Genomic DNA, 13,672 nt, shown 5'->3' on the forward strand with positions numbered 1-13,672 from the left:
AATAAACTATTGTCGCCTATTGATAAATCCGTCCGGCCGAACAGTAGATGAACGGCCGATGCGAATTCGAGTTTTTAAGCGGCAATCACTTCCTGCACTTCCGGAACGAAATGGCGCAGCAGATTCTGGACGCCATGCTTCAGCGTTGCCGTCGAAGACGGGCAGCCGGAGCAGGAACCCTTCATGTTCAGATAAACCTTGCCGTCCTTGAAGCCACGGAAGGTGATATCGCCGCCGTCCTGGGCAACGGCCGGGCGCACGCGGGTCTCCAGAAGCTCCTTGATGGTCAGCACGATCGATTCATCGCCTTCGTCGAAGAATTCGTCGCCGGCATCGACATCCTCGGAGAGGATGGAGGCATCGCCCATGACAGGCTTGCCGGACATGAAGTGCTCCATGATCGAGCCGAGGATAGCGGGCTTGAGATGCTGCCATTCGGCATCGTCCTTCGAGACGGAAATGAAATCATAGCCGAAATAGACGCCGGTCACGCCAGGGATATCGAACAGGCGGGCTGCGAGTGGCGAGGCTTCGGCCTCTTCGGCGCTGAGAAACTCGGCCGTACCGGTTTCCATGACCACCTTGCCCGGAAGGAATTTTTGCGTGGCGGGATTCGGCGTGGCTTCGGTCTGAATGAACATCTGGCTCTCCATGCGGCAGGCCCGTGACCTCGGCCGTCTTTAGAATTCTTCAAAAGAAAATAAGCCCAATGCCGGCTCTATTCAAGAGACTTGCACTCAAGAAATGCTCTCAGCAAAGCGCGTCGATTTCCTCGTTTGTCAGCGTATCCGGCAGCACCGTGACCGGGATCGGAAACGCCGCCGCGCGACCGGCAACCGACGAGACCAGTGGGCCAGGACCTTCCTTTGCCGAACCGGCAGCAAGAACGAGGATCGCCACATCGCGGTCTTCCTCGATCACGGCATTGATCTGCTCGGCGGCACTACCCTCACGGATGACGATCTCGGGCTCGATGCCGATCGTCTCGCGCACGATCTGTGCGATCTTGGCAACGACGGCCTCGGCTTCCTCGCGTGCCTCGGCCCGCATGATCTCCTCGACGCCGAGCCATTGCTGAAAGTCGCCGTCGGGGATCACATAAAGCAGCACCAGGCCGCCATTGGAATTCTTTGCGCGCCGGCCGGCATAATGAACGGCGCGCTGGCATTCGGGTGTGCCGTCGATCACCGCCATGAATTTGCGGCGATGACCTTCAAGCCGTGAGAGTCGCTTCGATACCATGGCGCGGACTCTGACACCCGAAGCCGAAAAATTGCAAGCTGAGTTTTCACCCTTCGCCCCGACGTGGAGAAGAAGGGAGATGCCTCAATAAAGGAAGCCGATGACGTCGCGCAGTTGGCTCATCGTCACTTCGGCGCGAGCCCTGGCACGTTCGCCGCCCTTGCGCAGGATCGCGTCGATGTGGCTGGTGTCGTCCATCAGCCGGCGCATCTCTCCGGTGATCGGCGCAAGCACGTGGATTGCCAGATCGACCAGCGCCGGCTTGAAGACGGAGAACTGCTGGCCGCCGAATTCGCCGAGCACTTCGGCCTTCGATTTGTCGGCGAGCGCCGCATAGATCGCCACCAGATTGTCAGCTTCCGGACGGCCTTGTAGCCCGTCGATTTCGCTGGGCAAGCCGTCCGGGTCGGTCTTCGCCTTGCGGATCTTCTTCGAGATCGCGTCCTCATCGTCCATCAGGTTGATGCGCGAGAGGTCGGAGGGGTCCGACTTCGACATTTTCTTGGTGCCGTCGCGCAACGACATGACGCGCGGCGCCGGCCCGCCGATCAGAGGTTCGACCATCGGGAAATAGGCATGCACTGGCTCGTCGCCGACGGTGATGTCGACGCCGTAGCCCGTCCTGCTGATATGCGCGGCATAATCGAGGTTGAACTTCATCGCGATGTCGCGGGTAAGCTCCAGATGCTGCTTCTGATCCTCGCCAACCGGCACGTGAGTGGCGCGATAGACGAGAATGTCGGCGGCCATCAGGCTCGGATAGGCGTAGAGACCGAGCGATGCCTGCTCACGGTCCTTGCCGGCCTTGTCCTTGAACTGCGTCATGCGGTTCATCCAGCCGATGCGGGCAACACAGTTGAAGATCCAGGCGAGCTCGGCATGCTGCGGCACGGCCGACTGGTTGAAGACGATATGTTTTTCCGGATCGATGCCTGCGGCAATGAAGGCCGCGGCGATCGAGCGCGTCTGGCTCGGCATGTCTTCGTGGACGAGCTGAGCGGTGAGCGCATGCATGTCGACAACGCAGTAGATGCAGTCATTGCCTTCCTGCAGCGCCACGAACCGGCGGATCGCGCCGAGATAATTGCCGAGATGCAGGTTGCCGGTCGGCTGCACGCCGGAGAATACGAGTTTCTTGAATTCGCTCATGTCGTCCTCAATAGGCTGGTGGAGGGCCCCAAGGCTTTTCGCCTATGTTGCTAACGCCGCGGCTTATGCACGGGCAACCCGTCGCAATCAAGGGGTTCAGGCTGCGGCATGCTGGATCAGATCGAAGGTGTTGCCATAGGGATCCGCAAAGACCGCGACCGTGCCGTAAACCTCGTGCCGCGGCTCCTCCAGGAAGTGCACGCCGGCGGCAAGCATGGCGGCATGATCGCGGGCGAAATCATCGGTCTTCAGGAAGAAGCCGACGCGGCCGCCGGTCTGGTTGCCGATCGCTGTCCGCTGCGCGTCGTTTGCCGCCTGCGCCAATAGAAACGCGGCGCCATCCCCGCCTTTGGGCTTCACCACCACCCAGCGCTTGCCCTCCGGCTGCTGCTCGTCCTGCAGGCACCCGAAGCCGAGGGCATCGCAATAGAAGGCCTTGGCACGGTCGTAATCGTCGACGACCAAGGTGACAAGGAAAAGGGACTGGATCGCCATAGTCTCTCCCATTTGGATGTTTATTCCATTTACGGATGGTTAGGCCATTGATTTTAAGCCAAATTGATCAAGCTTTGTAGCTATAACTGAGTATAAAATTTCACAGAAAAGCTTTTATTGAACTGAAAATCCTCGATTGCGCATTGGCGGCCGGACGGGTCGTCGCGAAGCCCGATCGGAGGGACCATGCAGAACGCCAGTTTGATCGCCATGGCGGGCCTTTTCGCCCTACAATCAGCAACCGGTGCTGCCGGTCAAGACACTAAGAGACAGGCCATTCATCTTCCCGAACATGAGGCGCGCCTCGCCTACGCGGTCCAGACCGTCAGTGTTCGTGCCGGCTGTTTTCCCACGCGCCTGCGAGCGATCCTGTCGCATATCGCCGCGGAGACCGGGCGCCGTCCGATCGTCACGTCCGGCCACCGGCCGCATCCGAGCCGTCATGGTTCCCTGCATGGAAAATGCCTGGCCGCCGACATCAGGATGCCGGGCCTCTCGGAACGCACCATCATCGCAGCCGCGAAAAGCGCCCCCGGCATCGGCGGCATCGGCAGCTATTGCAATGGCATCGTTCACGTCGACGTCGGGCCGCAGAGGCGATGGGTTGATTGTTAATGCATGCCGCCCGGAAGCGTGTAACGGTTCCGGGACCGCGACATGCATGAAAGCCCTGCCTTCGAGGCAGAGGCGTGTGCCCGCAACGACACCCGAGGGTGTCGACCACCCTGGAGTGAAGGATTGAGTTTTAGAAATCGAATTAGTAGCCGACGGTGAACCGCTGCCTGACGTGTGCCGGGGCTTCGATTTCGTCGACAAGTGCGACGGCAAAGTCCTCGAAGGAAATGCTGCTGCCATTCTCGTTCGTAAGAAGCTGGTCCTTGCCGAGACGGAAGGTGCCGGTCCGCTCGCCGGGGACGAATGCGGCCGAAGGCGACAGGAGGGTCCAATCGAGATCGTTTTCAGCCTTGAGCTTGTTGAGATAATTCACGCCGCCTTGCGCTTCTGATTTGTAGATTGCCGGGAATTCGGGGGTGTTGACGAGGAGGACGCCTGGAGCGACTTCGAGACTGCCAGCCCCGCCCACCACGTAGTAGCGCCGAACGCCGGATGCCTTGACTGCGCCGAGCAGCTTGTCGGGATCGCTGGCGGAAAAATGCACCGAGCTGATGACGGCGTCATGACCTTCCAGAACACGTGCGAGAGCTTCAGGCGCCTCGATGTCGGCAGAAGCGGCGGTGACGTTCGGCAGAGCGGCGATCCTAGCCGGATCTCGGGCGATCGCGGTGACGGCGTGGCCCCGAGCGGACAATTCCGACAGGATCCGGGAGCCGGCCTGACCGGAAGCTCCGACAAGAGCGATTTTCATGATGTTACTCCTAGTTGGGTGATGGTTCATGCGGCTGCGGAAAGTTCGTCTACGGCGGCAATGAGGTTTGCCGGGCCGTGATAGAGCGTCTCGCCGTTGAGGACATGGGGAGCGCCGTTGACGATGGCGGTGAGCTGCGGAACTCCGCGAACGCCGAGGGTGTTCATCCGACGCTGCGTATCTTCCATCCGCTCCAGCGCGCGTTCGCGCAGATCAGTGTCGCTGCAAAGCCCCTCGGCGAATGCCTCAGCGGCCAGTTCGATTCCGTGCTCGGCAACCACTTGAGCGGCGACCTTTGCCACCTCGAGGATGAGGGAAGTATCGCGCCCCTCGACGTAGCGAGCGATTTGGAGGGCGTGCAGGAAAGAAGGTTCGAGCGTTGGATCCCGTTTGCCAAGAGCGACCAGCGCCAATGTTGCGGGCCCGGAGTCAAAGATGCCGTTCGGAGCCAGCAGGACGTTGTGGCGATACCCTTCGGAAAATCTCTGCCCCGTGAGGCTCTGGATTCGCTGGTCGTTGCGCCAGGCGTGGTCGGCGATCGACGAGATCGGCCGTCCCCCGACGAACAAGCCGGACGGGTGCATCCTCAGCTTGTCTCCGAACTTGTCGGCAAGGCCGGCCAGCGCCGGCGCGCTTGCGTAGCACCAGCCGCAGAGGGGGTCGAAAAAATATTGAAGTTCGATCTCGGTAGTCAAAGCGATCTCCTTGTGTTGAGGAGAAACTTAATGTTGCGCAGATCGAAGATAAACGCCATTGTGATCCACAATATGTTGCATGAATCGAACTAATGATGGACCGGATAATCGCGGCAAAAGTTCTGCTGAAAACCATCGAGCGCGGCAGCGCCGCTGGAGCTGCGGAAGAACTGGGCATGTCCCGGGCGATGGCATCGCGCTACATCGCGTCCATGGAAGACTGGTCGGGAACACGGCTTCTGCACCGCACGACGCGGCAGCTCAGCCTGACATCGGCGGGCGAGCGCGTGATCGAACTCTGCAGGGAGATCGTCCGCGTCGCCGATGCGGTCACCGAGGTGGGGGCTGATGCCGATACGCCGCAGGGCCTTCTCAGGGTGACCGCGCCGGGCATTCTCGCTGAGACGCAGCTGATCCCCTTGCTCTCGGAGTTCGCGGATCACTATTCTCGGATCAGGATCGATTTACAGATCTCGGACAGGTCGGTCGATCTGGTGCAGGACCGTATCGATGTGGCGATCCGGATCGCCAACCGCCTCGATCCCTCCCTGATCGCCAAACGGCTGGGACAGTGCCCGTCGCGGCTTTACGCCTCGCGGCAATACCTGGAAAAGAAAGGGACCCCGAACACGCCAGAGGATCTGAAGGACCATAGGTGCCTGACCTACACGCATCTTGGCGGCGCGGAATGGATTTTGGAGAAGGGCGAGGCGCAAGTCGTGGTTCCGGTTGCAGGAGGATTCCAGACGAACGATGCTCTTGCTCTGCGGCGTGCCACGCTATCCGCTCTCGGCATCGCCATGCTGCCATGCTTTGCCGCCGATCAAGAGGTTCTGGCAGGTAAGCTGGTTGTCGTCTTGCCGGAGTGGAAGCCGAGCACGCTCGGTATCCATGCTCTCTATGTTTCTCGCAGGCACCTTCCCATGGCCGCGCGAGCGCTCATCGACTTCCTGGCAGAACGGCTACGGCAGGCATAGGCCTGTCAAGTCAGTCCAATCGTAGGGCTCTGGTCGATCATACGTATATCGTGGCGTTGCCGTGACATGTTCGTCCAGATTTCACACGTCCTTTGCCGGGACCGGTTTGCGGTTCAGGTTGCGCCTTATCATGCCGAGATCTGCCCCGCCGATCAGGAAGGCGGCGGCGAAATAGATCAGCATGGCGATCGCAATCAGCAAGCCAAGGGTGCCAACCTTGGTGAGAAGTGGCGTGCCGGACGCGAGCCAGGGCGCCCAGTATTGCTTGAGAAAAAGGATGGCGGCGCCCATCGCCGCCGAGGCGACGATCAAAAGGGCGGCGCGCTTTGCGAGCGCCCATTCCCATGTCAGATGACCGCGGCGCAGCAGCGTGGTGAACAGCAGGACCGTGCTGATCCAGCCGGCGGTGGCTTCGGCGACGGCGATGCCGGGCGCGCCCATATAGGGGAAGAGGGTGAGCGCGGTGGCGCAGTTGGTCGCGACCGCAATCGCCGAAAAACGCATCGGCGTCTTGGTGTCCTCGCGGGCGTAAAAGCCGGGCTGCAGCGCCTTGATGAGCACGAAGGCGGGCAGGCCGATGCCGTAGATCGCCAGGATCGAACCGACGACGGCGGTATTTTCCTGGTGGAAGGCGCCGCGCTCGTAGAGCACGCGGATGATCTCATCGGAGAGAATCCAGAGCGCGAAGGCCGCCGGGATCGTCAGGAACAGGACGAATTCGATCGAGCGGTTCTGCAGGTTTCCGGCCTCTCGCAGGTTGCCGCCCTTCAATGCCCGGGCAAGTTCAGGCAGGAGCACCACGCCGACGGCGACACCGACGACGCCGAGCGGCAGCTGGTAGATGCGGTCGGCATATTGCAACGCCGCGATCGCGCCGTCGCGGGAGGAGGCGATCGCCTGGCCGATCAGCTGGTTGATCTGGGTAATGCCGCCCGTCACGGCGGCCGGCACCGCAAGGATCAGCAGCCGCTTGACGTTCGGCGTCATCTTCGGGAAGCGGAAGCCGATGCTCATGCCGGCCGCAAGCACGCCGACATAGACGACGGCGAGCTGCAACACGCCGGCGGCAAGAACGCCCCAGGAGAGATACCAGGCCGTCGCCAGCGGATCGGCACCGGTATAGAGCGAATAGAACAGCGCCCCGATCATCACCACGTTGAGGAAGACGGGCGCGATCGCGGCAGCGAAGAAATGATGCAGCGAATTCAGCATGCCGCTCATCATCGCGGTTAGCGACATGCACATTAGATAGGGAAACATCACGGCCGCCATACGGATCGTGATGGAGAATTTGTCGGGATCGTCGGCAAAGCCCGGCGCGATGACGAAGCGCACCAGGAGCGGCATGGCAAGCTCCATCACGATGGTGATGAGGAGCAGCACCGAAAACAAGACACCGAACACTTCTTCGGAAAAGCGCTTGGCGCCATCCGTGCCGTTCGCCTCAATCTCTTTGGCAAAGAGCGGCACGAAGGCAGCGTTGAAAGCCCCTTCGGCAAACAGGCGGCGGAAGAGGTTCGGAAAGCGGAAGGCGGCGTAGAAGACGTCGGCCATCGGCCCGGTGCCGAGGGCAGCCGCCATCAGCGTTTCGCGGGCGAAGCCGAAGATGCGGCTGCCGAGGGTTGCGCCGCCGACGGTCGCGAATTTCTTGACGAGGCTCATGCGTATAGGCTCATGCGGGAGAACCGGCTTTCTTGTCGGTGGAGGTCGATGTCCTGGCGGTGGCGGCAGGCGCGATGATACCGGAGGGCATGCGCTCGCGCAGTTCGTCCTCCTCCTCGGCCATGACGGCCTTCAGCCGGGCGGTGATATTGGCGCGCTTGCTGTCGCCTGAGATCTTCTGGCCCACCAGATCGGTGACGTAGAAGGTGTCGATCACCTTCTCGCCGAAAGTGGTGATGCGGGCCGACTGGATGTCGAGCGACAGATCGGAGAGCACGGCCGTGATCTCCGACAGCAGGCCGGGCCGGTCGAGGCATTCGACCTCGATGACCGTGAACTTGTTCGACAGGCTGTTGGTGATGTTGACCGACGGCGGGATGACGAAGGCCTTGCTTTTTTTGCGATTGCGGGTGCGCGTGGCGATGACCTCGGGCAGGCGCTTGCGGCCGGACAGCACGTCCTCGATCATCCGGCCGATCGTAGCGGCACGGCGCAGCTCGTCGGAATCGTCGGGAAACTCGCGGCTGACATGGATCGTGTCGAGCGCCCGGCCGTCCGATGTCGTGAAGATCTGTGCATCGACGATGTTGGCGCCGGCCGCCGCGCAGGCGCCGGCGATGACGGCGAGCAGTCGCGGATGGTCGGGCGACAGCACGGTGATCTCGGTAATCGCGTGGAAACTGTCGGTCCGCACCGTTGTGGCGAGCGCTTGGCCTGCCTTATCGGCCTGGCGGATGAAATGGGCGTGGCGGACCTGGTCTTCGAGCGGCACGGAGAGCAGGTAGGGCTGGTAATGCAGCTTGGTATAGGTGTTGCGGTCCTTCTGGCTCCAGTCGGTGAGTGCTGCATGCAGCGCCTCGGCCGCGGCATTGGCCCGCTCCTTGCGGGAGACCTCCGAAAAGCCGCCGGCGAGCAGCAGCTCGGTTTCATAATAGAGCGTGCGCAGGAGCTGGCCCTTCCAGCCGTTCCAGACACCCGGGCCGACGGCACGGATATCGCAGATCGTCAGGATCAGCAGCATCTTCAGCCGGTCGAGCGACTGCACGCGGTCTGCGAAATCGGTGATCGTCTTGCGGTCGGTGAGGTCGCGGGTCTGCGCCACCATCGACATCGTCAGATGTTCCTCGATCAGCCAGACGACGATCTCGGTCTGCTTCTGCGACAGGCCGAAGCGGGTGCAGAGCTTGCGGGCGACGCGGGCGCCGGCGATCGAGTGATCCTCGAGGCGGCCCTTTGCGATGTCGTGAAGGAGAACGGCGACATAAAGCGCCTCGCGATCCTCGATGCCTGAGATCAGCTTGTTGGCAAGCGGATGCAGTTCCTCGGCGCGCGACTTGTCGATCTCCGAGAGAACCTCGACGGTGCGGATCAGATGTTCGTCGACCGTATAGTGGTGATACATGTTGAACTGCATCATCGCGACGATCTTGCCGAATTCGGGGATGAAGCGGCCGAGCACGCCGGCCTCGTTCATGCGGCGCAGAATGAGCGCTGGATCGCGCTTCGACGTCAGGATCGACATGAACAGGCGGTTCGCCTCGTCGTTTTCCCTGAGCTTGTTGTCGATCAGCGCCAGCGAACGGGTGACGCGCTTTAGCGCATCCGGATGGAATTCCAGCCCGTTGATGTCGGCGACGTGGAAAAGCCGGATGATGCTAACGGGATCGCGCTTGAAAACCTCGGCATCGGCGAGCGCGATACGGCCGCGATCTTCGACGAATTCGACGCTGCCGGCGATCTTGCGGTTGCGATGGGTAAAGCGACTGATGACGCCGGTGAGGCCGGGGATCGACTTCGCCTGCTGGTCCTCAAGCGCGGCGCACAGGATCCGGGTGAGATCGCCGACATCCTTGGCGACGAGGAAGTAGTGCTTCATGAAGCGCTCGACGGCCGAAAGGCCCGGGCGGGTGTGATAGCCGAAGGCTTCGGCGATCTCGCGCTGGATGTCGAAGGACAGGCGCTCCTCGGCCTTGCCAGTGAGGAAGTGCATATGGCAGCGCACGGCCCAAAGAAAGTCGTCGGCTTTCTCAAGCAGGCGGTATTCGTGCTTGGACAGGACGCCTAGCTTGACCAGCTCCGCCTGGTCGCGCACGTGATAATAATATTTCGAGATCCAGAACAGCGTGTGCAGGTCGCGAAGCCCGCCCTTGCCTTCCTTGACGTTCGGCTCGACGAGGTAACGTGTATCGCCGGCCTTGCGGTGGCGCTCGTCGCGCTCGGCAAGCTTTGCGGCGATGAATTCCGGGCCGGTGCCGGTAACGATTTCCTTGTCGAAGCGCCCTTCGAGCTCGGTTTCCAGCCGCTGCAGCCCGCAGATGTAACGCATCTCCAGGATGGCGGTGCGGATCGTCATGTCGGATTTGGAAAGCGCGATGCATTCCTCCACCGTGCGGGTGGCGTGGCCGACCTTGAAGCCCATGTCCCAGAGCACATAGAGCATGAATTCGACCGCCTTGTGCGTCTCATCCGCCGGTCGTGGCAGGAAGAGGAAGAGCAGGTCGATATCCGAGCCGGGCGCCAGCGTGTCGCGGCCATAGCCGCCGACCGCGGTGACTGCGAACTTGTCCTTCTGGTGCGGGAAGATGTGGGCGGTGGCGAAATTGTAGAGGACCGTGATGATCTGGTCCTGCAGCCAGGATATCCGGTAGGCGCAATTGAGGCCGCCACCGTCGGCCATCAGTGCGGCGCGCGCTTTCTGCCGGCCTTCCGTGCTTGCTTTTTTCAGCACCGCCAGAAGATCGGCGCGCATGACGTCGGGCCGGTTGCGGTTGGCTTCGACAATGGCATCGCATTGCTTATGCAAGAGCTCGACATCGAGGATATCGGAGAAATCGAGGTCGCGCATCGCTGTCGCCGGGGCGGCTTCCTGTTCATGCCGGGCTGCCTGATCCGGGCTCGCCTCACGTTTCGTCTGCATGCGCTATAACCTCTTTGCCCGGCGATTGACACGGGCCTTCATACTGCAAGAACCTTTAAATTTGGCGAAATGGTGTTGGCAAGCCGCAGTGCGGCCTGATGCAACAGCACCCTCCTGCCCGAAAAACTCAGGAGGCGGCCCGCGCATTGAGCAAATGCAGCACCTGGCGGGTTTCGCGCATGATCTCCTCAAGCGTCTGCCTGTCGCATTCGCGGTAGCCCGCCTTGGCGATCGACGTTCCGAGCTCGCAGATCATAGCGCAACTACGCGCAATTTTCAGCATGCCGATCGGCGAAGTCCAGCCGCGCGCATTGCGATCCTTGTCTGCGCGCCGCATCGTGTCGAGCATGGAGCAGATGAGCGACAGGCGCTCGGTTTCGCGAACCAGTTTTTCCATGAACATGGGTCGCTCCTATTTCAGCTTCTTCTTGAGATCGTAAAGCGCATCCAGCGCCTCGCGCGGCGTCATGTCGTCGAGGCTCATCGCCTTCAGCGTCTCTTCGACCTTGGACGGGCCGCGGGCCGTCTCCTCGCGGCGCACCGCCACCTGGAAGAGCGGCAGATCGTCGATCAGCTGGCTTGCCGGGTTCTTGCGGTCGGCGTCTTCGAGGCGGGTCAGCACGTCACGGGCGCGCGCCACAACTGAGGCCGGAAGTCCGGCAAGGCGGGCGACCTGGATGCCGTAGGAGCGGTCCGCCGCGCCCGGCCCGACCTCGTGCAGGAAGATGACGTCGCCGTCCCACTCCTTGACGCGCATCGTGGCGTTCGATAGCCGGCCAAGCTTTTCCGAAAGCACGGTCAGTTCATGGAAATGCGTGGCGAAGAGGCCGCGGCAGCGATTGGCCTCATGCAGGTGCTCGACAGCAGCCCAGGCGATCGAAAGGCCGTCGAAGGTGGCCGTGCCACGGCCGATTTCATCCAGGATGACGAGGGAACGATCGCTCGCCTGGTTGAGGATCGCCGCCGTCTCCACCATCTCGACCATGAAGGTGGAGCGCCCGCGCGCGAGATCGTCGGATGCGCCGACGCGCGAGAACAGCCGGTCGACGATGCCGATATGGGCCGACGTCGCAGGCACGAAGGAGCCCATCTGCGCCATGATCGATATCAGCGCATTCTGGCGCAGGAAGGTCGACTTACCGCCCATGTTGGGGCCGGTCAGCAGCCAGATCGCGCCGTCCTTGTCGTCGGTCTTTGGCGAGAGATCACAATTGTTGGCGACGAAAGGGCCGCCCGCCTGCCGCCGCAGCGCCTGCTCGACGACGGGATGACGCCCGCCTTCGATGGCAAACATCTTCGAACCATCGACCTGCGGCCGGCAGTAGGCCTGCTCTTCGGCCAGAAGCGCGAGACCGGCGGCGACGTCGATGACAGCAAGCGCCCGCGCGCCCGCCTTGATCGCCTCGGCCTCCGCAACGACGGCGGCGGTCATCCTGTTGAAGGCTTCGAGTTCGATCGAAAGCGCCCGGTCGGCGGCGTTGGCAATGCGGCTTTCCAGATCGGCAAGTTCTGTCGTGGTGAAGCGCATGGCGCTCGCCATCGTCTGGCGATGGATGAAGCGGGCTTTCGCTTCCGCCGTATCCGTCATCGGCCCGGCATTGCCGGCCATCACCTCGATGAAATAGCCGAGGATGTTGTTGTGCTTGATCTTCAGCGACCGGATGCCGGTCTCCTCGGCATATTGCAACTGCAGGCCGGCGATCACACGGCGCGATTGGTCACGCAGCGCCCGGACCTCGTCGAGTTCGGCATTGGCGCCGTCGCGCAGGAAGCCGCCGTCGCGCTTCAGGAGCGGCAATTCCTCGGCAAGCGTCTCGGCAAGCAGGTTTTCCAACGCCGCGGGAAGGGCTCTCAGGCCGGACAGCGCCTCGTCCAGTTCCTCGGGCAACATCGCTTTTCCGAGCAGATCCGCAAGGCCGCCGGCGACTTGGAGGCCTTGGCGGATCGCCGAGAGATCGCGCGGGCCGCCGCGGTCGAGCGCCAGCCGGGAGAGCGCTCTCGGCATGTCGGGCACGTGCTTTAGGTTGTCACGCAGATTGCCGCAGAGCGAGGGCTCATCGATCAGGAAGCCGATCGAATCGAGCCGCGCGTTGATGCGAACGGGGTCGGTGAGCGGCGACATCAGCCGTTCGGCGAGGAGCCGCGCGCCGCCGCCGGTGACGGTGCGGTCGATCGCCTTCAGGAGCGAGCCGTTGCGATCGCCGGAGAGCGTGCGCGCCAGTTCCAGATTGGCCCGCGTCGCCGGATCGATGAACAGCGTCGAAGCAGCACTTTCCCGCTCGGGCTTTCCAAGCGGCGGACGCTCGGCGATCTGCGTCTTTTCGACATAGGCGACGGCGGCAGCCGCCGCGGCGAGTTCGGCGCGCGAAAAGGTGCCGAAGCCGTCGAGTGTGGCGACGCCGAAATAGCGCGCGATCCGGCCTTCGGCGCTGGCGCTGTCGAAGAGCACCGCCGGCTGCGGCACGGCGGTGCGGCCGAGCACGTCGAAGACAGGCTTAAGTTCGGGATCGTGGAATATCGTATCGGGCAGGATCAGTTCACGTGGATCGATGCGCAGGATATCGGCAAGCAGCCGCGAGGCTTCCGTCTCGGCCAGCCGGAAGACGCCGGTGGAAATATCGATCCAGGCAAGCGCCAGCGCCGGCTCTGCTCCGCCGCGAATGCGGGTAAGCGCCATCAGATAGTTGGATTCCGAGGGCGAAAGCAGCTTCTCCTCGGTGATCGTGCCCGGTGTGACCAAGCGCACGACATCGCGCTTGACGACCGATTTGCCGCCGCGCTTCTTGGCCTCGGCCGGATCCTCGATCTGCTCGCAGACGGCGACGCGGAAGCCGAGCGCAATCAGCTTCTGCAGATAGTCGTCGGCCGCATGCACGGGAACGCCGCACATCGGGATATCCTGGCCCATGTGCTGGCCGCGCTTCGTCAGCGTGATGCCGAGCGCGCGGGCGGCTTCCAGAGCATCCTCGAAGAACAGCTCGTAAAAGTCGCCCATGCGATAGAAGAGCAGCGAACCCGGATTGTTCGCCTTGATCTCGATATACTGTTCCATCATCGGCGTGGCCGAGGCACGGCTTTCCGCCGTGGCAAGCTCGGCGGCCGAAAAGGCTTCATTCCCGGTATCTATTCGTGCGTTCACGGAGGTGCAGTTTTTCCCAAAAAAACAGGT

Annotated in this window: 12 protein-coding genes; 2 read left to right on the plus strand and 10 right to left on the minus strand. The window is 62.2% G+C overall.

Annotated features, from left to right (window positions below):
• Nucleotides 1–74 precede the first annotated feature (74 nt).
• From NE852_RS02285 to NE852_RS02300, 4 genes are all read right to left on the minus strand, one after another.
• Nucleotides 75–641, minus strand: coding sequence for a NifU family protein (locus NE852_RS02285; protein WP_008524594.1), 567 nt, complete (start codon nucleotides 639–641; stop codon nucleotides 75–77).
• Between the two features lie 109 nt (nucleotides 642–750).
• On the minus strand, nucleotides 751–1,242 hold the full coding sequence (locus NE852_RS02290; protein ID WP_008524590.1) for a universal stress protein: 492 nt from the start codon (nucleotides 1,240–1,242) through the stop codon (nucleotides 751–753).
• Between the two features lie 84 nt (nucleotides 1,243–1,326).
• Complete coding sequence (trpS, locus tag NE852_RS02295; RefSeq protein ID WP_008524588.1) at nucleotides 1,327–2,391, minus strand: tryptophan--tRNA ligase; 1,065 nt, start codon at nucleotides 2,389–2,391, stop codon at nucleotides 1,327–1,329.
• A 96-nt stretch (nucleotides 2,392–2,487) separates the two neighbouring features.
• The gene (locus tag NE852_RS02300; protein WP_008524585.1) at nucleotides 2,488–2,886 is read right to left on the minus strand and encodes a VOC family protein; all 399 of its coding nucleotides are present in this window, start codon (nucleotides 2,884–2,886) and stop codon (nucleotides 2,488–2,490) included.
• A 186-nt stretch (nucleotides 2,887–3,072) separates the two neighbouring features.
• On the opposite strand from NE852_RS02300, the gene NE852_RS02305 reads away from it, so the two are divergent.
• The gene (locus NE852_RS02305) at nucleotides 3,073–3,501 is read left to right on the plus strand and encodes a D-Ala-D-Ala carboxypeptidase family metallohydrolase (protein ID WP_008524584.1); all 429 of its coding nucleotides are present in this window, start codon (nucleotides 3,073–3,075) and stop codon (nucleotides 3,499–3,501) included.
• Nucleotides 3,502–3,643: 142 nt separating this feature from the next.
• Here NE852_RS02305 and NE852_RS02310 read toward each other — a convergent pair whose 3' ends face one another.
• Together NE852_RS02310 and NE852_RS02315 are read right to left on the minus strand one after the other, a co-directional pair.
• Nucleotides 3,644–4,252, minus strand: coding sequence for an NAD(P)-dependent oxidoreductase (locus NE852_RS02310; RefSeq protein ID WP_008524582.1), 609 nt, complete (start codon nucleotides 4,250–4,252; stop codon nucleotides 3,644–3,646).
• A 26-nt stretch (nucleotides 4,253–4,278) separates the two neighbouring features.
• Nucleotides 4,279–4,947, minus strand: coding sequence for a DsbA family protein (locus tag NE852_RS02315; protein ID WP_008524580.1), 669 nt, complete (start codon nucleotides 4,945–4,947; stop codon nucleotides 4,279–4,281).
• A gap of 92 nt (nucleotides 4,948–5,039) precedes the next feature.
• On the opposite strand from NE852_RS02315, the gene NE852_RS02320 reads away from it, so the two are divergent.
• Nucleotides 5,040–5,924 carry a LysR family transcriptional regulator gene (locus tag NE852_RS02320; RefSeq protein WP_008524578.1) on the plus strand — a complete coding sequence of 295 codons (885 nt, stop codon included), beginning with the start codon at nucleotides 5,040–5,042 and terminating at the stop codon, nucleotides 5,922–5,924.
• An 81-nt stretch (nucleotides 5,925–6,005) separates the two neighbouring features.
• Here the strand turns inward: NE852_RS02320 and murJ are convergent, their stop codons facing one another.
• From murJ to mutS, 4 genes are all read right to left on the minus strand, one after another.
• Nucleotides 6,006–7,586 (minus strand): murein biosynthesis integral membrane protein MurJ, encoded by a 1,581-nt coding sequence (murJ, locus tag NE852_RS02325; RefSeq protein ID WP_008524576.1) that lies wholly within the window; start codon nucleotides 7,584–7,586, stop codon nucleotides 6,006–6,008.
• A gap of 10 nt (nucleotides 7,587–7,596) precedes the next feature.
• Nucleotides 7,597–10,503: a [protein-PII] uridylyltransferase gene (locus NE852_RS02330; RefSeq protein WP_258156166.1), complete on the minus strand. Its 2,907-nt coding sequence runs from the start codon at nucleotides 10,501–10,503 to the stop codon at nucleotides 7,597–7,599.
• A gap of 127 nt (nucleotides 10,504–10,630) precedes the next feature.
• Nucleotides 10,631–10,906, minus strand: coding sequence for a hypothetical protein (locus tag NE852_RS02335; protein WP_258156167.1), 276 nt, complete (start codon nucleotides 10,904–10,906; stop codon nucleotides 10,631–10,633).
• Between the two features lie 9 nt (nucleotides 10,907–10,915).
• Complete coding sequence (gene mutS, locus NE852_RS02340; protein ID WP_258156168.1) at nucleotides 10,916–13,642, minus strand: DNA mismatch repair protein MutS; 2,727 nt, start codon at nucleotides 13,640–13,642, stop codon at nucleotides 10,916–10,918.
• Nucleotides 13,643–13,672 lie beyond the last annotated feature (30 nt).

It is taken from the genome of Rhizobium sp. Pop5 (assembly GCF_024721175.1).
In the GTDB taxonomy this organism is placed as follows: Bacteria; Pseudomonadota; Alphaproteobacteria; order Rhizobiales; family Rhizobiaceae; genus Rhizobium.